Source organism: Streptomyces sp. SP17BM10, assembly GCF_036322405.1.
Lineage (GTDB): Bacteria > Actinomycetota > Actinomycetes > Streptomycetales > Streptomycetaceae > Kitasatospora.
The window spans coordinates 352,990-375,142 of record NZ_JAQYXB010000675.1; the positions used below are offsets into that span (position 1 = coordinate 352,990).

Here is a 22,153-nt window from a genome sequence, read left to right on the forward strand (position 1 = left end):
GCCCGGTGGGACACTCCCTACGGCCGGGCCAGCACGACGAAGCGCAGGTCCGGCCGGCCGCCGGGGCTGAGCACCTGGGCGACGACCTCGACGGGTTCGGGGCGGACGTGCGGCAGGTGCAGGCTGAACCGGTCGCCGTCGCGGTTGGCGACCACGCAGGCCCGGCCGGCCCACAGGCGGCGGCAGACCGGGTCGCGCAGGACCTCGGTGAGCAGCGCGACGAGTTGTTCGTCGCCGGGGTAGCCGGCCATGGCGAAGCGGATCATGGCGAGCGTCATCCGGGCCTGCCGGGTCCAGTCGGCCATCTGGGCGCGGGCCTCGGGGTCGGTCAGCAGCCAGCGGACGAAGTTGGCGCCGGGGCGGGCCACCCACGGGAACCACGCGGCGGCGGCGCTGTTGAAGCCGACGACGTTCCAGGCGTGGTCCGCGAGGTAGGCGGGCTGCGGCATCTGACGGTCGACCAGTTCCTGGAGACTGCTCAGGTCCTCGGGCGCATACGGCCCGACGGCCGGGGTGCCGCCCATCGCGTACAGGTACAGCGAGGCCCGCTCGTCGGCGTCCAGCAGCAGGACGTCGGCGAGCCGGCCCAGCAGCCTGGGGTCGAACCGGGCGCTGCCGCCGCGCTCCAGGTCGCGGTACCAGCGCTCGCTCATGCCGAGGGTGGTGGCGACGGTCATCTGCGGCAGCGGCTTGCCGAGGCCGAGCCGTCGGCCGGCCCGGGCCCGCCAGTCGCGCAACAGGCTGGCGAGCCCGGGGAGTTCGGCGAGGGCCGACTCGTCGTGGTCGAGCGGGACGGGAACGCCCGGTGCCTCGCAGGGCACCATGAGTCTCTCTGCCGACAAGAGTCCCCACCCCCATGGTTCTGTGCCGGTGGTGTCCTCGGCACGTTGAGGGGAGCGTAACTCCTGGCGTGTACTCAATCAAGCAACTGTGTACCCGCTCAAGCAACACAGCGTGACATCAGCTGGTCAGCGCCTCCGGTTCGGCCGTGGTGGCGGCCCGCTCGACCGCGACCGCGCCGCGCGAGGCGATGACGGTGACGGCGGTGGCCCCGGCGAAGAGCGCGGCGAGCAGCACCCAGCCCGCCGCGCCGGCCGGCAGCAGCAGGCCGGTGGCCAGGAACGGACCGATGATCAGCTGCGCGCTCATGCCGGTGCTGAACAGCGACAGGTAGCTGGAGCGGCCCGCCGGCGGCGCGAGTTCGTAGGAGATCTCCCAGCGCGAGACGGCGTGGAGGTTCTCCCCGACGGTCAGCATCGCGACGGCGACGACCGCGGCCCCCAGCGCCAGGTAGTGGCCCCGCCCGTCGGCGAAGGCGAAGAACGCGCAGGCCAGCACCAGGAACAGGCACGCGACGCGGAGCATCCTCAGCGCCCGGGCGAGCCCCTGGGCGAGGCGGCCCACCGAGAGCTGGAGGACCACGGTGAGCACGGTGTTGATCGCCAGCAGGCCGGAGCTGGCGCTGGCCGGCAGGCCTGCCCGCTCCACCACCCAGAGCGGGAGCAGGATGAAGAGCACGCAGTCGTGCAGCATCAGGATCGCGTTGGCAGCGGTGACCAGCAGGAACCGCCGGTCCCGGTAGGGCGATCCGCCCGTCGCGACGGGCTCGGCCGGTGCGGCGGGCGCGTCGGCCGAGGCGGGCGCGTCGGCCGAGGCGGGCGCGGGCGTTTCGGTGCCGCCGGCGACCCGACCGGCCCGCACCACGGCCAGGGCCACGGCGGCGAAGGCCGCCGCGTTGAACAGGAACAGGGCGACGAAGGCGGCCCTTGAGTGGGCGGCCTGCACCAGCGCGGCCAGCAGGAAGCCCACGGTGAGGCCGATGTTGGTGATGGCCCGCAGCGAGGCCATCGTCTTCGTGCGCTCGGCGGCCCCCTCGAACTCGCCGACGATCACCTGCAGCAGCGGTGAACAGGCCCGCGCCGCCGCGATGGTGAAGCACGTCACGACGAGGTACCCGGCATAGCTGCCGACCAGGGCGTACCCGATGAACCCGACGCCGCGCGCCAGCGTGAGCGCGACGTAGACCGGCCGGGCGCCGAAGCGGTCGGCGACCGGCCCGAAGACCAGCGGGCTGATCAGGCCCACGACGTTGGCGGAGGCGATCGCGGTGCCGACGGCGACGGCGCTGATGTTGAGGTAATGGACGAAGTACAGCGTGGCGGTGGCCAGGTAGAGGCCGTTGGCGACGGCGTCCACGGTGGTGCCGGCGGCCATGATCCGGCCCTGCCGGGAGCCGGGCAGCAGGGTGGCCGCCAGTCCGGTGGACAGTCGGCGCAGCAGGCTCGGCCGCGCGGTCGGGGTGGCGGTGGCGCTGGTGGTCACGCGGACTCCACGGTGAAGCGGACGGAGTCGGCGAGTTCGCGCGCGAGCTTGCGGGCCTGGTCGGGGGTGTCGGCGCCGACGACGATGACGCCGGCCCGGTCCCCGGAGGTGCGCAGCGGGCGGACGGTGCCGCCGGGCCCGACGGCGAGTTCGGCGCGGAGCACGTCGGGGTGGGCCGCGGCCTCCTCCCAGCCGTCGACGGCGACGACCGTGCCGGGCGGCGGGGTGAGGTAGCGGGCGGCGGCGGCCCGGACCGGCGTCAGGTCGGCCCGCTCGCGCGGGAGGCCGAGCAGGTCGTCGTAGATGAGGCCGTAGACCTGGAAGCCGGGGATGACGTGGCCGAGCATCCGGTGGATCCAGTCGCCGCCGTAGCGGTTGTGGACCTCGCCGAGCACGATGCCGTCGGGGCCGAGCCAGAGCTCGACGTGGAAGGCGCCGCGGCGCAGGCCGAGGACGTCGAGCGCGGCGGCGACCGTCCGCTCGATCTCCGTCCGCCGCGCGTCGGGGAGTTCGGCGGGGAGGATGTGGCCGACCTCGACGAAGAAGGGCGGTTCGACCTTCTCCTTCTCGGTGACGGCGAGGACGACCGGCGCGCCGTCGAGGAAGAGGCCCTCGACGCTGTACTCGGCGCCCTCGACGAACTCCTCGACCAGGAACGGGCCGGTGCCGGGCAGCAGGGCGACGGCGTCCGCCAGCCCGTCCGGGCCGGTGATCCGGCTGACGCCCGTGCTGCCCATCGCGTCGCGGGGCTTGACGATCCAGGGCCCGGTGGAGGCGGCGAGGAAGGCCGCGGCCTCGGTGGCATCGACGCACAGGCGGACGGCGGGCTGGCGGAAGCCGGCCGCGGCGAGCGCCTCGCGGCAGGCGTCCTTGGTGCGCACGCGGCGGACGGCCTCGGGCGGGTTGCCCGGCAGCGCGAGGGCCTCGGCGGTGTCGGCGGCGGCGACCTGGGCCATCTCCTGGAGGGCGAGGACGGCGTCGAACCGGGTGCCGTCCGCGACCTGGCGCAGCGCCCAGGCGGCCGACTCGCCGGGGACGGCGAAGTCCACCGCGGAGACGGCGCCGGCCCGGCCGGTCACCGCCTCCGTGGCGGCGAGCACGGCCTCCTGGTTGGTGAGGTGGGTGCGCAGCCCCCGCTCGTGGGCTTGGTCGAGGGCGAGTTCCGCCATGTCGAGGCCGAGCGACACGGCCCGTACCCCGCCGACCAGCAGCAGCGTGGCGGGGTCGGTTCCTGCGGACATGCGAGGGCTCCTTGCTCCGGGGATGGGTGGTGCGGGTATCAGGCGGCGTCAGGCGTCGTCGGCGTCAGGTCCGGGCGGCGTCAGGCGTCGTCGGCGGCGGGTGCGAGTTCGACCAGGACCTGCTCGGTCGCGACCAGGTCGCTCACCGCGCACGTGATCGCGGTGACGACGCCGGTGAAGGGCGCGAGGATGCGGTTCTCCATCTTCATCGCCTCGACGACGACGAGGGCGGCGCCTTCCTCGACGCGGTCGCCGACCTCGCAGAGGAGACCGACCACGGTGCCCGGCATCGGCGTCTTGACGGCGTTGTCGGCGGCCGCGGCGCCCGCGCCGGCGACGCTCCGGTCGGCCAGGGCGACCCGGTGACCGTCGATGCCGAGCTCCCAGCCGGCCGGGGTGCGCAGGCCCGTCCAGGCGAGGCCGTCGACGGTGCCGCGGAACAGGCCGGGGCTGCCGGGCACGGCGGTGGCGGCGACGGTGTACGGCCGGCCCTCGACCTGTGCCTCGACGCTGCCGCCGCGCCGGGCGGTGAGGCCGACGCCCAGGGTCCGTCTGCCGTGGCGCAGTTCGACGCGCCCGAACGGCGCGACCGGGTCGAGCCGGCGGCGGTCGGAGGGGCCGACGGTGCCGTGCCAGGGCGAGGCGGGGGCGCCGTCGAGGGGCGGGAGCTGCATCGCGGCCGCGCAGGCGGCGGCGGCCTCGGCGCGCTCGGCCGCAGTGGTGGTGCCCTCCGCCGGGGTGGCGACCAGGGCGTCCACCAGGTGGGTGTCCATCCGGCCGGCGACGACGGCGGGCGCCCGCAGGAGCTCGGCGAGGAAGCCCAGGTTGGTGGTCAGGCCGAGCAGGGCGGTGCCGCGGACGGCGTCGGCCAGGCGGCGCAGCGCGGCCTGGCGGTCCGGCGCGTGGGCGATCAGCTTGGCGACCATGGGGTCGTAGAAGGCGGGGACCTCGGCGCCGGCGGTGAAGGCGGACTTGCCGAACTCCACCTCGGCACCGTCGAATCCGCTGTCGAACCCGCCGTCGAAGGCAGCATCGAAGGCGCTGCCGAAACCGGTCGCTCCGGTGCCGTGGCCGGTCGCGGTGTCGTCGAAGGCGGCCTCGACCCGGACGCCGGCCGGCCAGCGCACCGCGGCGGCGCGGCCGGGCGCGGGGCGGAAGCCCTCGGCCGGGTCCTCGGCGTAGACGCGGACCTCGACGGCGTGGCCGGTGGCGGTGATCTCGTCCTGGCCGAGCGGGAGCGGCTGCCCGTCGGCGACGCGCAGCTGCCACTCGACCAGGTCGACGCCGGTGATCTCCTCGGTGACCGGGTGCTCCACCTGGAGGCGGGTGTTGACCTCCAGGAAGTAGCAGCGGTCGGCCGGGTCGACGATGAACTCGAAGGTGCCGGCGTTGACGTAGCCGAGCGAGCGGGCGCCGCGCACGGCGGCCTCCAGGAGCTCGGCGCGGACGGCGTCGGGCAGGTTGGCGGCCGGGGCCTCCTCGACGACCTTCTGGTGGCGGCGCTGTAGCGAGCACTCGCGCTCGAAGAGGTGGACGACGTTGCCGTGGCGGTCGCCGAACACCTGGACCTCCAGGTGGCGGGGCCGCTCGACGTAGCGCTCGGCCAGCAGCCGGCCGTCGCCGAAGCTGCTGCGGCCGAGCCGGACGGCCTCGGCGACGGCGTCGGGCAGTTCGGCGGCGGAGCGCACGACGCGCATGCCCTTTCCGCCGCCGCCCGCCACGGGCTTGAGCATCACGGGGTAGCCGATCCGCTCGGCGTCGGCGAGGATCGCCTCCGCCGATTCGGTGGCGGTGTCGGAGCCGGGCAGGACGGGCACGCCGGCGGCGGCCATCAGGGCGCGGGCGGTCGACTTGTCGCCCATGGCCGTGATCATCGCGGCGTCCGGGCCGACCCAGACGAGCCCGGCGTCGGCGACGGCCGCGGCGAAGCCGGGGTGCTCGGAGAGGAAGCCGTAGCCGGGGTGGACGGCGTCGCAGCCGGTGCGCAGGGCGGCGTCCACGAGCGCGGTGACGTCGAGGTAGCTCTCGGCGGCCGCGGCGGGCCCGATCCGGACGCGTTCGACGGCGCCCTCGAGGTGGGCGGACCGGTGGTCCGCGTCGGAGTGGACGGCGACGTACTCGACGCCCAGGCGGCGGCAGGTGCGGGCGATCCGCCGGGCGATCTCGCCGCGGTTGGCGATCAGGACTCGTTTGATCATTTCGTCATCACATCCGGAACACGCCGAAGCGCGTCTCCTGCTTGGGAGCGTCGACGGACATGGCCAGGCACAGCGCCAGCCATTCGCGGGTCTCGGTCGGGTCGACCACGGCGTCGACCCACATCCGGGCGGCGTAGTAGAGCGGGTGGGACTGCCGCTCGTAGGTCTCGATGATGGGGCGCTTGATCGACTCCTCCTCCTCGGGGGAGAGGACCTTGCCCTCCTTCGCCAGCTGGTCGCTGCGCAGGAGCGCCATCACCGTCGCGGTCTGCTCGGCGCCGACCACCGTGGACTTGGCGCTCGGCCACATCGCCATCAGCCGCGGGCCCATCGAGCGCCCGCACATGGCGAGGTTGCCGGCGCCGTAGCTGCCGCCGACGACGAGGCTGAACTTGGGCACCTTGGCGGTGGAGACGGCGTTGACGAGCTTGGCGCCGTGCTTGGCGATGCCGTCGGCCTCGTACTCGGCGCCGACCATGAAGCCGTTGATGTTGTGCAGGAACAGCAGCGGGATGTCCCGCTGGGTGCACAGCTCGATGAAGTTGGCGGCCTTCTGGGCGCTCTCCGGGAAGAGGACGCCGTCGTTGATCAGGACGCCCACGGGGTAGCCGCCGATGTGGCCGGTGCCGCAGACGATCGTCGGGCCGTAGCGGGCGCGGTACTCGACGAGCTCGCTGCCGTCCAGGAGGCGGGCCAGGACGTCCCGGGCCGGGATGTGCTCGCGCAGGGTCGCGCTGACGATGCCGGGCAGTTCCGCCGGGTCGTACAACGGCGGGCGCGGGGCCACCGGCGGCGGGGCGAGCGCCGGCCGGCTGTCGCGGGCCATGATCTCCCGGACGATCGCCAGCGCGTGCTCGTCGTCCTCGGCGAGGTGGTCGGCCACGCCGCTGACCCGGGTGTGCAGGTCGGCGCCGCCGAGGGTCTCGGCGTCCACCATCTCGCCGGTGGCGGCGCGCACGAGCTGCGGGCCGCCGAGGAACACCGTGCCGGTGCCGCGCACGATCACCGTCTCGTCGCACATCGAGGGGATGTACGCTCCGCCGGCGGTGCAGCTGCCCATGACCGCGGCGATCTGCGGCAGGCCGAGGGCGGACAGCTCGGCGATGTTGCGGAACATCCGGCCCAGGTGGTGCTCGCCCGGGAACAGGTGCTCCTGCAGCGGGAGGTAGACGCCGCCGGAGTCGACCAGGTAGATGCAGGGCAGGCCGTTCTCGCGGGCCACGTTCTGGGCGCGCAGCTGCTTCTCGACGGTCAGCGGGAAGTAGCTGCCGCCCTTGACGGTCGCGTCGTTGGCGAAGATCACGGCCGGCCGGCCGCTCACCACGCCGATGCCGGTGACCAGGGCCGCCGACGGCACGTGCTCGTCGTAGACCTCGTGCCCGGCCAACTGGCCGAGCTCCATGAACGGCGTACCCGGGTCCAGGAGCCGGTGCACCCGCTGGCGGGCCGTCAGCTTGCCGCGCTCGGTGTGGCGCCGGCGCGATCGCTCGTCGCCGCCGGCCACCGCGGTGGCCCTGGCCCGCGCGATGACCTGCCGCTTCTCGTCGAACGCCGCCGAGTTGCGGCGGAACGCCTCGGAGGAGGTGTCGACGTGGGACTGCAGGACGGTCATCGGCGCTGCTCCTCTGCGCCCACGGCCTCGACGCCCACGGCCCCGGCGGCCAGGCCCTCGGCGCGCAGGCCGTCGTTGAGGGCGGTGCAGAAGTCCCTGATCTCCGCCTCGGCCATGTTGGCGCGCAGCATCAGGCGCAGGCCGGCCTTGCCACGGCCGATCACCGGGAAGAAGATCGGCGAGGTGTAGTAGCCACGCTTCAGGAGCTCCCCGGCGAGGCGGATGGTGGCCTCCTCGGAGCCGATGTCCACGAAGCGGATCGGCAGGCCGTCGCCGCCGAACGACGTGTCCACGAGCGAGTCGAAGAGGGAGATGTTGTCCTGCAGGCGCAGCTGGAGCTCCTTCAGCTCCGGGGAGCGGTGCAGCTCGACGGAGGCCATGATGGCGCCCAGCCCGGCGGTGTTGATGCGCTGCGACCACATCAGCGGGCCGCCGTTGCGCAGCGCGGTGTCGCGGCGCTTGCGGTCGCCGCTGCGGCCCAGGAAGATCGCCCCGCCGGAGGCACCGAAGCCCTTGTTGAGCGAGGTGATGATCAGCGTGCGGTCGTTCATGCCGCCGCGCGCGGCCATCTCCTCCAGGACGGCGCCGCGGCCGTGCTCGCCGACGGTGGACACGCCGTGTGCCTCGTCGAAGAACAGGAACAGCCCGTACTTCTCCTGCAGGCGCAGCAGTTCGGCGATCGGGGCGGCGCCGCCGGTGCTGTAGACGCCGTCGGCGACGAAGGCGACCTGCGGGTGCTTGCGGCAGAGGTCTTCCAGGGCCGCCATGTCGTTGTGGGCGATGGTGACGATCTCGGCCTCGTCGGCGACGGCCGGCTTGAGCGCGTTGAGGCAGAAGTGCGCGTTCTTGTCGAAGACCATCAACGGCGGCACGTCGTCGGTGAGCAGCCCGGAGGCGAGCAGCGGCAGGCTCGCCCAGGCCGCGGCGGCGCACGAGGCGACGGTGACGGCCTCGACGTCGAACAGCTCGGACAGCGCGGTCTCGGCGTCGCGCAGCGAGCCGAAGCGGATGCGCATCCTGGAGGTCGAGCTGTTGAGCGCGCCCTCGGCGAGCACCGCGTCCGCGGCGGCCCGCACGATCCGGGGGTGGGTGTCGAGGCCGAGGTAGGAGTAGGAGGACATGTTCACGAACTCGTGGCCGTCGGCCAGCGCCCGGTGCCGTCCGTCACCGAGGCCGGACACCACGATGTCGAACATCCCGGCCTCGGAGGTGACCTCCCAGAAGTCGTGGCTGATCCGCGCGGACTTCTTGAGGTTCAGGTAAGTGTGCACGCCGTTTTTCCCTGTCGAATTTCGGTAAAGAATGCATGGCGAGATGCCCCGGATGCCTGGGGAGGAGGAGGCGCGGGGAGTGGTGTCGATGCGTCAGAAGAAGCAAGCAATAGGGCCGGAGCTGCTGATTCCCGGTAGTTCACAGCATTGAATAGCCCGGAACGACTGTCAACCGGAAAGTATTTGCCGCTTCACAAAACGGACAGAACACCATGCGCCGGGTGCACCGGAAATTATTTGCCGGTCGGGCGGCATTGACGTCCGGGGTGCTTTCCGGATATCCACCGGAGCCGCTTTTCCGCCGACCGACCGGTCGGACGGCGGCGCGGGACGCGGAGGTGCGGCGCACCGGGAACGCGAACGGCCCCGGCGTCAGGAGGACGCCGGGGCCGGTGCGGTGCCGCTTACGGGATCGGGACGGCCGCGCCCGAGACGCGGACGCGGGCGTCGCCCTCGCGCAGCTCGACGTGCAGGAGGCCCGGACGGCCGAGGTCCTCGCCCTGATGGAGCGTCAGCACGGCCTGCGCCCCGACGGCGCCGCGCTCGCGCAGGTAGGCGCCGAACGCGGCGGCGGCCGCGCCGGTGGCCGGGTCCTCGACCACGCCGCCGACGGGGAACGGGTCGCGGACGTGGAAGACGTGCCGGCTCTCGCGCCACACCAGCTGGAGGGTCGTCAGGTCCCGGGCCGTCATGTAGGCGGCGAGGCCGTCGAAGTCGTACGCGAGGCGGGCCAGCCGGTCGCGGGTGGCGGCGGCGAGCACGAGGTGACGGGCCCCGGCGTAGGCGAGGCGGGGCGGGAGCTCCGGGTCGAGATCGGCGGGCGCCCAGCCGAGGAGGGCGAGCGCCTCGGCGACGTCCGCCGCGCTCACGTCCTCGACCTTCGGCTCGACGCTGGTGAGGGTGGCGCGCAGCACGCCGTCCGCGTCCGCCGCCACCTCGACCGGGACCTCCCCGGCCGCGGTGGTGAAGACGAACCGTCCGGGGCCGGTGCGCGCGGCGAGCGCGACGGCCGAGGCCACCGTGGCGTGCCCGCAGAACGGCACCTCGGCGAGCGGGCTGAAGTACCGGACGCCGTAGGCGCCCTGGCCGGTGCCGGGGGTCAGGAAGGCGGTCTCCGAGTAGCCGAGCTCGGCGGCGATGGCGAGCATCCGCTCGTCGGACAGCCCGGTGGCGTCGGGGACGACGCCGGCCGGGTTGCCGCCCTCGGGGCGGGTCGCGAAGGCGGTGTAGCGGAGGACCTCGGGCGTGGCTGCGGGTTCGTCGTGGGTCATGCCCCGAGGAACGCGGGCGCTCCCGTCCCTGTTCCCCGCGTTCCCCCCGGTCCCCTCGTTCGCTCCGGTCGCCTTGTTCACCTCGTTCACCGCAGCACCGCCTCCAGCAGGTCGGAGCCCAGCCGGGCGCTGCCGGCCAGGTCGAGCTCGTAGAGCATGTAGCGTCCGCGCCGCCGGGTGACCAGCAGTCCGGCCTTGCGCAGCACGGCGAGGTGGCGGGAGACCTCGGGGGCCGAGAGCTGCCAGGCGGCCGCGAGTTCGCCCGTGGTGTGCGGGCCGCGCGCGATCGTCCGGGCCAGACGCAGCCGGATCGGGTGGGCGAGCGCCTCCAGCCGCTGCTGGACCAGCGCCAGCGACACCGGTTCCGGCAGCCCAGCCTCGGCCACGGGGTACTGGACGACGGGCCGCCAGCCCGGGGCGTGCACGACGAGGAGGTGCGGACGGCCGAACGCCGTCGGGATGAACGTCACTCCCCCGCTCGCCACACCGCTGGTGGCGTTGTCCTGGAGCTTGTCGATGACGATCCGGCGCCGCCCGTCGCCGCCCTGCTCCAGCCCGACGGACGGCGAGATCGCCGCGAGCGCCTCGCCGGCGCCGCGCAGGCGCACCAGGTCGGCCTTGTGCCGGGCGTCGGCGGCGAGATCGGGCAGGACGCGCTGCCAGGCGTCGGCGAAGAACGCCGCCTGGCAGTCCTCCAGCATCCGCCGCACCAGGGCGCGGACGCCGGGCGGATCGGCCAGCAGCCGGTCGGCGAAGGCGGCCTGACGGGGACCGCGGGCGAGGGCGAGTTCGCGGGCCCGCTCGTTCGCGACGGGATCGGTGAGCGGGGAGGCCATCCGCCGGGTGAGCCGGGACGAGCCGCAGGTGGTGATGAGCGCGGCGGAGACGTACAACTCGTCGTCGATCCGGTCGACGGCGTCGAGCTCCTCCGCGAGGGAGGCGCCGGGCAGACCGGGCACGAGGAAGTCGGCGCGGGAGGAGCGCCAGAGGAAGTCCGCCTCCAGCAGCCGCTCCGACAGCTCGGGCGGGATCGTCGCGGCGGTGCTGGAGGCCCAGCCGTGCAGCGCCGGGTGGTGCCCGGGCTCGGCGAGGACGTGCAGCATCGCGTTCAGCTCGGCGAGCGGGGAGGGCGTGAAGACGAGGCACTCGTCGGGCATTCCGGCGATGTCGATGGTCAAGCTCATGCGCCCGCCTCTCCCCCGGCCGTGGCGGCCCGGTGGTGCCCCCATCGCTCGGCAGGGGCGTTCGCCCACACGCACCTGTCGATTACTCGTTCGCTTCGCTCTCTCACGATGGTGATCCTGCCACCAGGCCCGATGCTCCCCCCGTCGATTGACGCGAACCGTCAATCCACGTGCCCGGCCCGCCGTCCGGGGCGCACGGTGTCGGCCATGAGCCTGATCCAGGAGAAGTCCGTCCACGACCACGCCGCCACCCGGACCGGTGAGCCCACCGCGCCGCCGATCGGCACCAGCCGCCGCGGCCCGTCCGCCCTCCTCACCCTGCTGACCGCCGCCGGCGGCCCCCGCTACGCCACCGCCCTGCTGGTGGACGCGGTGGGCACCGGCCTGCTGCGCCCGTTCCTGCTCCTCTACGGCATCGAGGTGCTGCACCTGACCGCCGGAGCGGCCGGGCTCGCCATGACCCTCGGCATGGTCGTGGGCCTGCTCGTCGTGCCGCTGACCGGCCGGTGGATCGACCGGGGTGCCCGCACCCGGCCGGCCGCCGCGACGCTCGCGGCGCGGTCGGTGGGCGCGCTCGCGCTCCTCGCGGCGGGCGGCCTGCCCGGCTTCACGGCGGCGGCCGTGCTGATCGGCGTGGGCAGCCAGTCCTGGCCCGCCACGCACGCCGCCGTGGTCAGCACCCTGACCGAGGGCCGGCTCCGCGACGCGGCCCTGGCCGCCGGGCGCTCGCTGCGCAACGCCGGCCTGGGCGCGGGCGCGCTGCTGGCCACCGTCGCGGTGACCGGAGGCGAGGGCGCGATCCGGCTGCTCGCGGGCGTGACGGGCGTGGCGTGCCTCGGCGCCGCCGCCCTCGTCCACTCGCTGCGGGTGACGGCCCCGCCCGTCGCCGCTCCCACCGACACTCCCCAGGCCGGCCCCCGCACGCCGATGCGGCGCATCACCCTGCTCAGCCTCGCCAACGTGCCGTACGCCTTCTGCTTCGACGTGCTGGAGGTGGCCCTGCCCGCGCTGCTCGTGCTGCACCTCCAAACCTCGCCCGCGTGGTCGTCCGGCGTCTTCGTCGGCAACACGGTGCTGGTGATCGCGCTCCAGCTGGCCCTGGTGCTGCGCCTCGCGCACCGGCCGCGGCGGGTGGTCATGGCGGCCGCCGGGTTCGCGCTGGCGCTGTCGTTCCTGGGCTTCTGGGCGGCCGGTTCGCTGGGCGGCACGCCGGGCGCGGCGGGGATCGCGGTGGTCGCGGTGCTGTTCACGCTGGGCGAGATCCTCTACACCGGCTCCGGCACGGCCCTGGTGGCGGCCGTGGCGCCGCCGCACCTGCTCGGGCGGGCGCTGGCCCGCTGGGAACTGTCGATGGGCGTGGGCCGGGCGGCGGCGCCCGCGGTGCTGACGGCCCTGCTGTCGGCCGGGCCCGGGGTGCTGTGGTCGACCCTGGCCGTCGCCACGCTGGCGGGGGCGGTGGCGGTGCTGCGGCTGGGGCCCGCGGAGTGGGTGACACCGGGCCCCGCCCCGGCGACCGCCCTCGGGATGCGGGCGGGCCGTCGAGCACCGATCCTGGGCGCGACGCCTGCCCGGCCCGAGGAAGGACCCTCCGCACGATGAGCGCGCTTGAATTCGAAGTCGTCGACAGCCCCGACAGCTCCCTCAACAAGACCTCCGTCCTCGTCACCGGTCCGAACGACGCCCTGCTGGTGGACGCCGGCTTCACCCGCTCCGACGGCCGCCGCCTGGCCGAGCGGATCCGGGCCACCGGCAAGCGGCTCACCACGGTGTTCGTCAGCCACGGCGACCCGGACTTCTACTTCGGCGCGCAGGAGGTCCAGGACGCCTTCCCCGAGGCCCGCTTCCTCGCCACCCCGTCCACCGTCGAGCACATCCACGACACCTACGCGGCCAAGCTCCAGGCCTGGGCGCACCTCGGCCCCGAACTGCCCAACCGCCTCGTGCGGCCCGAACCCCTGCACGGCGACGAAATCGTCTTCGAGGGCCACCGGTTCGAGCTTCGCGGCGCCGACTTCCACCTGCCCGACCGGCACTACCTGTGGCAGCACCACCACCACGCCGTCCTCGGCGGCGTGCTGCTCTTCGAGGGCCTGCACGTGTGGACCGCCGACACCCCCTCCCCCGAGCAACGGGCCGCCTGGATCGACCTGTTGGACGGCATCGAGGCGCTGGAACCGCAGTTCGTCGCGGCCGGCCACCGCACCGGGGGCGCGCCCACCGACCTCACCTCCGTCTTCCACACCCGCGACTACCTGCGCGCGTTCGAGACCGAGATCGGCCGTGCCCCGGACGCCGCCGCCGCCAAACAGGCCCTGGAGGAGCGCTTCCCGGACCTCGGCCTCGCGATCGCCGTCGACCTCGGCACGAAGGTCGCGATGGGCGAGATGACCTGGGGCTGAGGGTTCGATGATCGAGATCCCGCGCGACACCTCCGCGTTCAACGAGTCCGCCGCCCCCGCCGACGTCGTCCGCCGCCAGTACCTCGCCTCCGCCCGCGGCGACCTCGCCGCCCTGCGCGCCACCCTCGCCGACGACGTCGAGTGGACGGAGATGGCCGGCTTCCCCCTCGGCGGCACCTACCGCACCCCCAAGGGCGTCACCGGCAACGTCATGGAACGCCTCGCCGCCGAGTGGCACAACTGGACGGCCCACGACGACAGCTACGTCGTCGACGGCGAGAACGTCGTCGTCCTGGCCCGCTACACGGCCGTCCACAAGACCACCGGCAAACCCCTCGCGGTGCGCGTCGCCCACCACTTCGTCGTGCGCGGCGGCCGCATCGTGCGCTTCGAGCAGTTCACCGACACCGCCCTGGTCCGCGACGCGACACAGCCGTAGGTCACTCCCCGCGAACGAGTCGACCGTAGACTCGAAGCGGTCGTCCACGGGGGGAAACATGAAACTCGACTCGCTGCGCCGCCATGGCGTCATCCCGGCGGCCACCTTCCTCTACACCGATGAGGAAGAGGTCACGGAGGTGGCCTGCGGCGACCAGCACCTCACCACCGAACGCGTCACCCAGTTCCGGACCCCCTCGGGCCGGCACACCCTCTACGCCATCCCGCCGCCATGGTCCCCGGTGGGTGTCCTGCACGTCCAGGCCCGCCACGCGGACGGCACCACCGAGCCCGAGCAGGTGAAGCTCCGGGGCGGCCCCGATACGGCACACGTCTCCAACGAGCACGACTGCGCCTGACGGAGGCCGGCCCCGCTCTTCACCCGAACGGGGGAGCCGGTGGCGGCGCGCCCGGCGCGGTCTCGACAGGCCACGGGCGAGGGGGGCAGGCTGGCCGTCGATTCGGGCCGGAGAGCGAGGAGTTCAGCATGGGAACCGCGGACGACAGCGGACGTGAGCGGCCGATCGTCATCGTCGGGGCGTCGCTCGGCGGGGCCAAGGCCGCACAGGCGCTGCGCGAGGCCGGGCACCGGGGCGGCATCGTCCTGATCGGCGAGGAGCACGAGCGCCCGTACGAGCGGCCGCCGCTGTCCAAGGGCTACCTGCTCGGCAAGACCCCCCGCGACAAGATCTACGTCCACCCGCCGCAGTGGTACGCCGAGAACGACGTCACGCTGCGCCTCGGCACCTCCGTCGCCGCGATCGACCCCGCCGCGCACACCGTCACCCTCGCCGACGACGGGCGGATCGAGTACGCCAAGCTCCTGCTCACCACCGGCTCGGTGCCGCGCCGCCTGCCGGTGCCCGGCGCCGACCAGGACGGCGTGCTCTACCTGCGCCGCGTCGAGGACAGCGACCGCATCAAGGCGGCGCTGCGCCCCGGCGCCCGGGTCGCGGTGATCGGCGCCGGCTGGATCGGTCTCGAAACGGCCGCCGCGGCCCGGGAGGCGGGCGCCGAGGTCACCGTGCTGGAGGCCGCCGAGCTCCCGCTGCTGCGCGTGCTCGGCCGCGAGGTCGCCCAGGTCTTCGCCGACCTGCACCGCGACCACGGCGTCGACCTGCGCTTCGGGGTCCGCGTCGAGGAACTCACCGGCGCCGGCGGCACGGTGACGGGCGTCCGCCTCGGCGACGGCACCACCGTCCCGGCCGACGTCGTCATCGTCGGCATCGGCATCGCCCCCGCCACGGCCCTCGCCGAGGCCGCCGGCCTGGAGACCGACAACGGCATCAAGACCGACGAGCACCTGCGCACCTCAGCCCCCGACGTCTACGCCGCCGGCGACGTCGCCAACGCCTACCACCCGCTGTTCGACCGCCACATCCGCGTCGAGCACTGGGCCAACGCCGTCAACCAGCCCCAGACCGCCGCCCGCGCGATGCTCGGCGAGGACGACGCGGTGTACGACCGCGTCCCGTACTTCTTCACCGACCAGTACGACCTCGGCATGGAATACGTCGGCTACGTCGACCCCGGCGCCTACGACCGCGTCGTCTTCCGCGGCGACCCGGCCACCCGCGAGTTCATCGCCTTCTGGCTCTCCGAGGGCCGGGTCCTCGCCGGCATGAACGTCAACGTCTGGGACGTCACCGACCCGATCCGCGAACTCGTCCGCTCCAAGCGGACGGTGGACCCTGCCCGCCTCGCCGACCCGGCAGCGCCCCTCGGTGAGGTGTGATATCCGCCGTCAGGCTCCGGTCCGCGAGGCACAGACCGGAGCCTGACGTCTGAGGGACGCGGGCTGCACAGAGGCGGACCGTCTGCCGGTGGCCTTGGGTCAGCAGACCGGGACGGGGACGCCGCGCAGGAGGAGAGGGCGGCCCGGCGCCGTGTTCCCAGGCGTCCCGGGCATCGTGGACGCGGCAGGCCTGGTCGGGCGGCATCACGGTGTCGAGCAGGTAGCAGGGCACCCAGTGCAGGGCCCGAATGTCCGCGGGCGGGCGGTGCAGGTTCACGGCCTTGGCCTGGCGCGGGGTGACGACGCCGCCCGCGTACACGAGGTTGAGGCCCTCGGGATAGTTGCGGCGGCTTACGTAGTCGACCGTGAGGACCGTCCGCAGGGGAAGGACGAGCCCGGTTTCGGTCTCAAGGTGGCGAGGTGGGGCAGTTCGTCCGCCTCGGCGCTGCCGCCGGGCGACGTGTAGCGCCGACAAGCGAAGCTGCGCCGGGAACCTCCACCACTGGTTCATGCAGTCCTCGATGAGAGCTGCATCCAACGCCCGGTCGGCGGAGCGCGCGTGATGGCCGACCAACTGGATGCGCTTCTCACCTTTGCCGCGTTGCCTCACACGCTGTTCCAGATCGCCCCGTTGGCCATAGGCGAAGATCGGGCGTTCGACCTCCCGGTGAACATCATCACGCTTCCGGACCGCTCGCTGATGTCGTACGCCGAATCGGCCCAGCAATGTCACCTGGAGCGGGACAGTGGCGCAGTACTACCGATGCTGACGGCCTACTATCAGCTTCAAGGCCTCGCACTCTCACAGGCTGAGTCTGTGGCCGTGATCAGACAGCTAAGGAAGGATCTGCCGTGACCGCCACCGACCCTGCGTGGTTCAAATCCTCATACAGCAGCAACGGCGGGAACTGCATCGAGGTCTCGGTCACCGCCGTCCGCACCGTTCCCGTTCGGGACTCCAAGGACCCCGAGGGTCCGACCCTCGCGTTCCCCGTGGAGGCCTGGAATTCGTTCGTCACCGCCGTCCGGGGCGGCGAGTTCGGCGACGTCTGACGCACCCTGCGAACTGCCCGGGACCCCACTGCCCGCGTCCACTTCACACCCGGTCCGTGATACTGGAGGTCCTGGGACGGCGGTGCGGGCTGGGAGGCGTGGTGGGTGGGACGGCCGGGTTCGCCGTGGTGGTGTTCGGCGGGCTGGGCGGCGTGGTCGCGTACCTGGCCGGGGTGGTCGGGCTGCGGGAGGGGCGGCGGCTGCGGCGGGTCGGGGTGCCGGTGCGGGCGCTGGTGCGCGAGCGGGTGCCGGCGCCGGAGGACCGGGGCTCGCCGCCGCGTCCGCTGCTGCAGTTCGAGACGGAGGACGGCCGGGTGGTCGAGGTCTTCTCCCCCGTACCGTCCACCCCGCGCCACCCCCTGCCGGACGGCGGCTACGTGGCGCTGCGCTACGACCCGGCCGACCCCCGGCAGGTGCTCGTCGAGGGGCGCGAACGGCGGCCACTGGAGTACGGGTTCATCGCGCTCGGGCTGTCGATGGTGCTGATCGCACTCGTCCTCGCGGTCGTGGTGCTCTAGCACCGGCTCGCCCGCAACGCCGACCGGGTCGTGACCGGGTGGCGGCGCATCGTGCGGGTGAGGTGACTCTGGTCGGCGAAGCCGCAGGCCTGGGCGATCAGGGTGTCGGCGCGAGGTCATCACCATCGTCACCTCGCTGCTTGCCGCGTTCACCGACGGCTACTCGACCTACGCGGGCGCCAAGGCCCCGGACGAGCACTCCACACGGGCCGCGCCCCAAGGAATGCGCCGCGCGCGGGATCTCGGTGAAAGACGCTGCCCCGGGCCCGTCGGGTCCGGGGCAGCGCGCCATCACGTGATGACCGCCGTCGTCGCGGCCGTGGCGGCGGTGACGACGGTGATCGCCGCGATCGCGGCCTGCATGGTCCGGATCGCCTCGCCGACCGGTCCGCTCGCCCATTCGCCGGCCGCGATCGCCTCGAACCGCGGCTCGACCTCCTTGCGGGGCAGGTCGGGGAAGGCCAGGCGGTGCAGCTTGGTCGCGTGGACCAGGGCGATCAGCGTGGCGGTGCGGGTGTCCGGGTCCTCGCCGCGCAGGACGGCGGCGGCGAGGCGCCCGCGCAGTTCGCGCTCGACGGTCGGGTCGGCCTCCGGGTAGCGGCGGACCGGGAAGATGCCGAGGGCGCGGTGCCGCTCCTCGGTCACCAGGCCGCGCTCGCACAGGCGCTGGACGGCGTCGCGGACGGCGGTGGGGCGGTCCTTGGTGAGCCATTCCGAGGCCTTGGCCTTCCCCACGGCCTTCCCCGCGGCCTTGTGATCGGCCCACTCGGCGAGCCGGTCGAGGCGGCCGTCAAGGAGCGGGTCCCCGGTGGGCGTGCGGTCGGCGACGGCGAGCAGGCCGTCGTCGACGGTGACGCGCCCGGCCAGCACGAGGTCCGCGAGGATGCCGCCCGCGACGGCCCAACCCGCGCTCGCCGCCTCCTTCGCGACACCGGACTCGTCGTCCAGCGAGAGCAGCATCAGTTCTTCGCCGATGGTCACCTGCACGTCCCCGCCCCTTTCCTCGTTCGTGATCATTGTTCCAGCAGGCCCGGCAGGCCCGTGGGGTCGGCCCCCAGGGTCTCGGCGAGGCGGCGGGCGCGGGTGTCCTCGCGCAGCAGCGTCCGGAGCAGGCCGTCGGTGTCGTGGGCGCCGGCCAGGTAGGCCTCGACGGAGCGGGGGTCGGCGGGCAGTGGCACCCGGCCGTCGGCCAGGGCGGCGCGCGCGCGGGCGTGGTCGAGGCCGAGGCGGGCGGCGAGCGCGGAGCCCTCGTCGTCCTCCACGTCGCCCTCCCGGGACTCCCGCTGGTGGCGGGCGACCTCGTGCAGGGCGAGGACGGCGAGCAGGACGTGCTCGGTGCCGGGCGAGCGGCGGCCGAGACGGTCGGCCTGGGCATCGGTCTCCCGCCGGACGGCGGCCAGGGCGGCCCCGGCGGCGGCCTGACGCGTCAGCATCCGCTTCCAGCGCGGCTGCCGGTCCGCGCGGTGGGCGAGGAGGGCGTCCCGGGTGGGGCGCAGCAGCGGGTGGAGGCCGTCGCGGGCGGCCGGGGCGTCGAGGTGCGCGAGGACGGCGGCGGGGGCGACGCCGCAGCGGGCGAGCAGTTCGACGGCGCGGTTGCCGGGGTCCGCGAGGACGGCGCGCAGGACGTGTTCGGCGGTGAACCGCGGGGCGTGGTCGTCGCGGGCGTGGTCCATCGCCGTGGCGAGGGCCCGGTCGGCGGCGGTGGAGATCCGGCGTGCGGCGTCCGCGAGCCCGCCGTCGTCGGCCGTCCACTGGGGGCGGCGCTCGCGCAGGGCGGCGTGCAGGGCGGGCGCGGGCGCGCCGGCGGCGGTGAGGGCGCGGGCGGCGGCGCCGCCGGTGGCGGCTACGGCGGCGAGCAGGTGCTCGGTGCCCAGCCGCCCTCCGCTGACCTGCCGCGCGGCGTCCAGGACGTCCAGCGCCCGCCGGTCCGGCTCCAGCGTCGTCTCCATGCCGACCCTCCCCAGGTGTTGACCGCGACCATGCGTCGATTTTGCCTTCACTTTGCCGAATTCGGCGTAGGGAACGCGTCAAGAAGTCCGGGGCCGCAGGCCGGAGGTCCGCGCTTCCGGGCCGGAAGCCCGGGCGGCTCCGCGTTGTTGGCACCGGGGAGAACGCTCACTCACGAAGGGGCGACACCGTGGCCGACACCGTTCCCGGACCGGGCCGCGCCGCCGACGGGGGCAGCGAGGGCACCGGGGGCGACGGGGGCGCCGCGGAGGCACTGGACGCGTACTCGCGGATCGTGACCTCGGTGGCCGCCGCCGTGACGCCCCGGGTGGCTGCCCTCCAGGTGCCCCGGCGCGGCCGGGGCGGCTGGTTCTCCACAGCGCTCGGCTCCGCCGTGGTCTTCACCGAGGACGGCTTCCTGCTCACGAACGCGCATGTCGTCGGCCACGCCGACGCCGGCACGCTCGCGTTCGGCGACGGCACCACCGCCCCCTTCCACACCATCGGCACCGACCCCCTCTCCGACCTCGCCGTCCTGCGCGCCGACGGCGCCACCCCGCCGCCGGTGCGGCTCGGCGACGCCACCGCGCTGCGCGTCGGCCAGCTGGTCGTCGCCGTCGGCAATCCGCTCGGACTGGCGGGCACCGTCACGGCGGGCGTCGTCAGCGCGCTCGGCCGCTCGCTGCCCGCCCGCGCCGGGAGCGCCGCGCGCGTCATCGACGACGTCATCCAGACCGACGCCGCCCTCAACCCCGGCAACTCCGGCGGCGCGCTCACCACGGCGAACGGCGAGGTGGTGGGCATCACCACGGCCGTCGCGGGCAACGGCCTCGGCCTCGCCGTCCCGATCAACGCGACGAGCCGGCAGATCATCGCCAGCCTCCTCGTCGAGGGCCGCATCCGCCGCGCCTACCTCGGCCTGGCGGGCGTCCCCGCGCCCCTGCCGCCCGCCCTGCGCGAACGCACCGGCCAGCGGGCGGGGCTGCGGATCGTCGAGGTCGTCCCCCACGCCCCCGCCGCCCGGGCGGGCCTTCGTCAGGGCGACCTCCTCCTCACCGCGGCCGGCGAGCCGATGAGCGCCGCCCAGTCCCTGCAGCGCCTCATGCTCGCCGACGCCATCGGCCGGCCCCTGCCCCTCACCGTCCTGCGCGGCGACGCCCTCGTGGACGTCATCGCCACGCCCACGGAACTCCGCGCCGACGACTGACCGAACGGTCCGGCGTGGGACTTTGACGGCCCGTCACCAGCAGTGCTGGGGTGAACCCATGGAGCCCATCGAACGCATCCGGCAGGCGATCACCCATGAGCGCGAGGAGTGGCACGCCTGGCTCGCCGGGCTGCGGGCCGGCCGGGCGCCGGCACCCCAGGGCCGGATCCGGCACGTCTTCGTCCTCGTCCTGGAGAACCGCTCCTTCGACCACATGCTGGGGGTGTCGACGGGCACCGTGACCGACGGCGTCCTCCGCCACGGCACCGGCACCGACGCGGTGACGGGCGCGCCGACCACCGTCGACGGCCCGGACACCCGTGCGAGCAACCACCACGCGGGCACCGAGTACCCCGTGCGGATCGGCGCGCCCTTCGCGCTGCCCGTCGACCCGCCGCACGAGTTCTGCGACGTCCTGCTCCAGCTCGCCTCGACCGCCATCACCGGCCGCCCGCACGACGACCGGTGCGCCTACGACGGCGACTACCCGCCGATCACCCTCGGCGGCTTCGTCGACAACTACGTCAACGAGGCGACGGTGAAGAAGGACGCCGAGGCCCTCGCCGACCCCGGCGCCGTCCTGGCCTGCTTCACCGCCGAGCAGCTCCCCGTCCTCAGCACCCTGGCCCGCGAGTTCGCCGTCTGCGACCGCTGGTTCTCCGCCCTGCCCGGCCCGACCTGGCCCAACCGCTTCTTCCTGCACGCGGCGAGCTCGGCCGGCCTCGACCACAGCCCCGACCCGGTCGACACCGTCCGGTCGCGGCTGAGCGGCTACACGTTCGAGCACGGGACGCTCTACGAGGCCCTGGACCGCAAGGGCCTGCCGTGGCGGGTCTACGCCGGCGACGCGCTCCCCCAGGTCAGCGCGCTGGCCGGGATGGACCTGCCGGCGACCCTCGAGCACTACCACCACCTCGACGACCTCGCCGAGCACCTCCAGGATCCCGCGTACACGGCCGTCTACACCTTCATCGAGCCCGACTACGGGCACGTCCTCACCCACGGCGGCGACTTCCGTTGCGGCAACAGCCAGCACCCGCTGGACGACGTGACCGACGGCGAGGCCCTGATCAAGGACGTCTACGAGGCGCTCCGGCGCTCGCCGCTCTGGGATTCCAGCGTGCTCGTCATCACCTACGACGAGCACGGCGGCTTCTACGACCACGTGCCGCCGCCCGCCGCCGTCCCGCCGGGTGACCGCACCGACCCGGAGCACAGCGCGCACGGCTTCCGCTTCGACCGGCTCGGCGTCCGGGTGCCCGCCGTCGTCGTCTCCCCGTGGGTCCCGGCCGCCGCTCCGGCCGGACCGGCCGGGCAGAACTGCAACCTGATCGACCACACCCAGTACGACCACGGGTCGCTCCTCGCCACCGTGGAGCGGCTGTTCGGACTGGCCCCGCTCACCGACCGCGACGCCCAGGCCAACGACTTCCTCCACCTGCTCTGCGCCGACGCCCCGCGCGACGCGCCCACCACCCTGCCCGACCCGGCCGAGTCGGGCGTGACCTGGAAGGCCGAGGCCGCCGGACCGGCCGATACCGGCCGGCCCGTCACGGCGACGCTGCGCGGGTTCGTCGAGACGGCCGCGATCCAGGAGGCGCGCCTGCACCCGGAGGAGCACGACCGGATCCGGCGGCGGGCCGCCGGGATCGGGACGGTCGCCGACGCCGAGCGCTACCTCGCGGACATCACCTGGCAGTTGGGCCGGGCCGGGCTGCGCATCGCCCGCCCGCCGCGGGGCTGACGGGCTTCGGAAC

At 74.1% G+C, this 22,153-nt stretch carries 19 protein-coding genes and 2 pseudogenes; 11 read left to right on the forward strand and 10 right to left on the reverse strand.

Going from position 1 to position 22,153, the window contains the following annotated elements:
- Positions 1 to 17: 17 nt before the first annotated feature.
- The 8 genes from PUR71_RS37330 to PUR71_RS37365 all read right to left on the reverse strand — a co-directional run bounded on the left by PUR71_RS37330 (position 18) and on the right by PUR71_RS37365 (position 11,099).
- Positions 18 to 842 carry a helix-turn-helix transcriptional regulator gene (locus PUR71_RS37330; protein WP_329931706.1) on the reverse strand — a complete coding sequence of 275 codons (825 nt, stop codon included), beginning with the start codon at positions 840 to 842 and terminating at the stop codon, positions 18 to 20.
- A gap of 118 nt (positions 843 to 960) precedes the next feature.
- Entirely contained in the window at positions 961 to 2,322 is a 1,362-nt protein-coding gene (locus PUR71_RS37335) for an MFS transporter (RefSeq protein WP_329931707.1), read from the reverse strand.
- Positions 2,319 to 3,563: an ATP-grasp domain-containing protein gene (locus tag PUR71_RS37340; RefSeq protein ID WP_329931708.1), complete on the reverse strand. Its 1,245-nt coding sequence runs from the start codon at positions 3,561 to 3,563 to the stop codon at positions 2,319 to 2,321. The genes PUR71_RS37335 and PUR71_RS37340 overlap by 4 nt, the downstream gene beginning before the upstream one ends.
- Positions 3,564 to 3,643: 80 nt before the next feature.
- A complete protein-coding gene (locus PUR71_RS37345; protein WP_329931709.1) occupies positions 3,644 to 5,761 on the reverse strand; it encodes an ATP-binding protein in 2,118 nt (705 codons plus the stop codon).
- A gap of 7 nt (positions 5,762 to 5,768) precedes the next feature.
- Positions 5,769 to 7,373 carry a carboxyl transferase domain-containing protein gene (locus PUR71_RS37350; protein ID WP_329931710.1) on the reverse strand — a complete coding sequence of 535 codons (1,605 nt, stop codon included), beginning with the start codon at positions 7,371 to 7,373 and terminating at the stop codon, positions 5,769 to 5,771.
- Entirely contained in the window at positions 7,370 to 8,644 is a 1,275-nt protein-coding gene (locus PUR71_RS37355; RefSeq protein ID WP_329931711.1) for an 8-amino-7-oxononanoate synthase family protein, read from the reverse strand. Before PUR71_RS37355 ends, PUR71_RS37350 begins: the two co-directional genes overlap by 4 nt.
- Before the next feature lie 404 nt (positions 8,645 to 9,048).
- A complete protein-coding gene (locus PUR71_RS37360) occupies positions 9,049 to 9,915 on the reverse strand; it encodes a PhzF family phenazine biosynthesis protein (protein ID WP_329931712.1) in 867 nt (288 codons plus the stop codon).
- An 86-nt stretch (positions 9,916 to 10,001) separates the two neighbouring features.
- A complete protein-coding gene (locus PUR71_RS37365; protein WP_329931713.1) occupies positions 10,002 to 11,099 on the reverse strand; it encodes a DUF5937 family protein in 1,098 nt (365 codons plus the stop codon).
- 207 nt (positions 11,100 to 11,306) lie between these two features.
- Between PUR71_RS37365 and PUR71_RS37370 the strand changes: the two genes are divergently transcribed.
- The 9 genes and pseudogenes from PUR71_RS37370 to PUR71_RS37410 all read left to right on the forward strand — a co-directional run.
- Complete coding sequence (locus tag PUR71_RS37370; protein WP_329931714.1) at positions 11,307 to 12,698, forward strand: MFS transporter; 1,392 nt, start codon at positions 11,307 to 11,309, stop codon at positions 12,696 to 12,698.
- Positions 12,695 to 13,498 carry an MBL fold metallo-hydrolase gene (locus PUR71_RS37375; protein ID WP_329931715.1) on the forward strand — a complete coding sequence of 268 codons (804 nt, stop codon included), beginning with the start codon at positions 12,695 to 12,697 and terminating at the stop codon, positions 13,496 to 13,498. Before PUR71_RS37370 ends, PUR71_RS37375 begins: the two co-directional genes overlap by 4 nt.
- A gap of 7 nt (positions 13,499 to 13,505) precedes the next feature.
- Positions 13,506 to 13,937: a nuclear transport factor 2 family protein gene (locus PUR71_RS37380; RefSeq protein WP_329931716.1), complete on the forward strand. Its 432-nt coding sequence runs from the start codon at positions 13,506 to 13,508 to the stop codon at positions 13,935 to 13,937.
- 58 nt (positions 13,938 to 13,995) lie between these two features.
- Complete coding sequence (locus tag PUR71_RS37385; protein WP_329931717.1) at positions 13,996 to 14,295, forward strand: hypothetical protein; 300 nt, start codon at positions 13,996 to 13,998, stop codon at positions 14,293 to 14,295.
- Positions 14,296 to 14,423: 128 nt separating this feature from the next.
- A complete protein-coding gene (locus PUR71_RS37390) occupies positions 14,424 to 15,671 on the forward strand; it encodes an NAD(P)/FAD-dependent oxidoreductase (protein ID WP_329931718.1) in 1,248 nt (415 codons plus the stop codon).
- A 478-nt stretch (positions 15,672 to 16,149) separates the two neighbouring features.
- Positions 16,150 to 16,527, forward strand: a pseudogene (locus tag PUR71_RS37395) (Scr1 family TA system antitoxin-like transcriptional regulator); the annotation flags it as partial.
- A complete protein-coding gene (locus tag PUR71_RS37400) occupies positions 16,524 to 16,724 on the forward strand; it encodes a DUF397 domain-containing protein (RefSeq protein WP_329931719.1) in 201 nt (66 codons plus the stop codon). The pseudogene PUR71_RS37395 and the gene PUR71_RS37400, both read left to right, overlap by 4 nt.
- A 101-nt stretch (positions 16,725 to 16,825) precedes the next feature.
- Positions 16,826 to 17,242: a DUF3592 domain-containing protein gene (locus PUR71_RS37405; protein WP_329931720.1), complete on the forward strand. Its 417-nt coding sequence runs from the start codon at positions 16,826 to 16,828 to the stop codon at positions 17,240 to 17,242.
- A gap of 112 nt (positions 17,243 to 17,354) precedes the next feature.
- Positions 17,355 to 17,511 (forward strand): annotated as a pseudogene (locus PUR71_RS37410) (SDR family oxidoreductase); the annotation flags it as partial.
- A 22-nt stretch (positions 17,512 to 17,533) separates the two neighbouring features.
- On the opposite strand, the gene PUR71_RS37415 reads toward PUR71_RS37410, so the two are convergent.
- Both PUR71_RS37415 and PUR71_RS37420 read right to left on the reverse strand, forming a co-directional pair.
- Positions 17,534 to 18,229 (reverse strand): GOLPH3/VPS74 family protein, encoded by a 696-nt coding sequence (locus PUR71_RS37415; protein WP_329931721.1) that lies wholly within the window; start codon positions 18,227 to 18,229, stop codon positions 17,534 to 17,536.
- A 26-nt stretch (positions 18,230 to 18,255) separates the two neighbouring features.
- Positions 18,256 to 19,191: a Clp protease N-terminal domain-containing protein gene (locus PUR71_RS37420; protein WP_329931722.1), complete on the reverse strand. Its 936-nt coding sequence runs from the start codon at positions 19,189 to 19,191 to the stop codon at positions 18,256 to 18,258.
- A gap of 188 nt (positions 19,192 to 19,379) precedes the next feature.
- On the opposite strand from PUR71_RS37420, the gene PUR71_RS37425 reads away from it, so the two are divergent.
- Both PUR71_RS37425 and PUR71_RS37430 read left to right on the forward strand, forming a co-directional pair.
- Positions 19,380 to 20,396 carry a S1C family serine protease gene (locus PUR71_RS37425; RefSeq protein ID WP_329931723.1) on the forward strand — a complete coding sequence of 339 codons (1,017 nt, stop codon included), beginning with the start codon at positions 19,380 to 19,382 and terminating at the stop codon, positions 20,394 to 20,396.
- 58 nt (positions 20,397 to 20,454) lie between these two features.
- Positions 20,455 to 22,140: an alkaline phosphatase family protein gene (locus tag PUR71_RS37430; RefSeq protein ID WP_329931724.1), complete on the forward strand. Its 1,686-nt coding sequence runs from the start codon at positions 20,455 to 20,457 to the stop codon at positions 22,138 to 22,140.
- Positions 22,141 to 22,153: the final 13 nt, after the last annotated feature.

What these genes read in the sequence shown, in the direction of transcription:
- PUR71_RS37375 (WP_329931715.1), top strand. Translation starts at nt 12,695, where the DNA reads ATGAGCGCGCTTGAATTCGAAGTCGTCGACAGCCCCGACAGCTCCCTC.
- PUR71_RS37370 (WP_329931714.1), top strand. Translation starts at nt 11,307, where the DNA reads ATGAGCCTGATCCAGGAGAAGTCCGTCCACGACCACGCCGCCACCCGG.
- PUR71_RS37350 (WP_329931710.1), bottom strand. Translation starts at nt 7,373, where the DNA reads ATGACCGTCCTGCAGTCCCACGTCGACACCTCCTCCGAGGCGTTCCGC.
- PUR71_RS37365 (WP_329931713.1), bottom strand. Translation starts at nt 11,099, where the DNA reads ATGAGCTTGACCATCGACATCGCCGGAATGCCCGACGAGTGCCTCGTC.
- PUR71_RS37420 (WP_329931722.1), bottom strand. Translation starts at nt 19,191, where the DNA reads ATGGAGACGACGCTGGAGCCGGACCGGCGGGCGCTGGACGTCCTGGAC.
- PUR71_RS37340 (WP_329931708.1), bottom strand. Translation starts at nt 3,563, where the DNA reads ATGTCCGCAGGAACCGACCCCGCCACGCTGCTGCTGGTCGGCGGGGTA.
- PUR71_RS37390 (WP_329931718.1), top strand. Translation starts at nt 14,424, where the DNA reads ATGGGAACCGCGGACGACAGCGGACGTGAGCGGCCGATCGTCATCGTC.
- PUR71_RS37430 (WP_329931724.1), top strand. Translation starts at nt 20,455, where the DNA reads ATGGAGCCCATCGAACGCATCCGGCAGGCGATCACCCATGAGCGCGAG.
- PUR71_RS37360 (WP_329931712.1), bottom strand. Translation starts at nt 9,915, where the DNA reads ATGACCCACGACGAACCCGCAGCCACGCCCGAGGTCCTCCGCTACACC.
- PUR71_RS37345 (WP_329931709.1), bottom strand. Translation starts at nt 5,761, where the DNA reads ATGATCAAACGAGTCCTGATCGCCAACCGCGGCGAGATCGCCCGGCGG.
- PUR71_RS37385 (WP_329931717.1), top strand. Translation starts at nt 13,996, where the DNA reads ATGAAACTCGACTCGCTGCGCCGCCATGGCGTCATCCCGGCGGCCACC.
- PUR71_RS37380 (WP_329931716.1), top strand. Translation starts at nt 13,506, where the DNA reads ATGATCGAGATCCCGCGCGACACCTCCGCGTTCAACGAGTCCGCCGCC.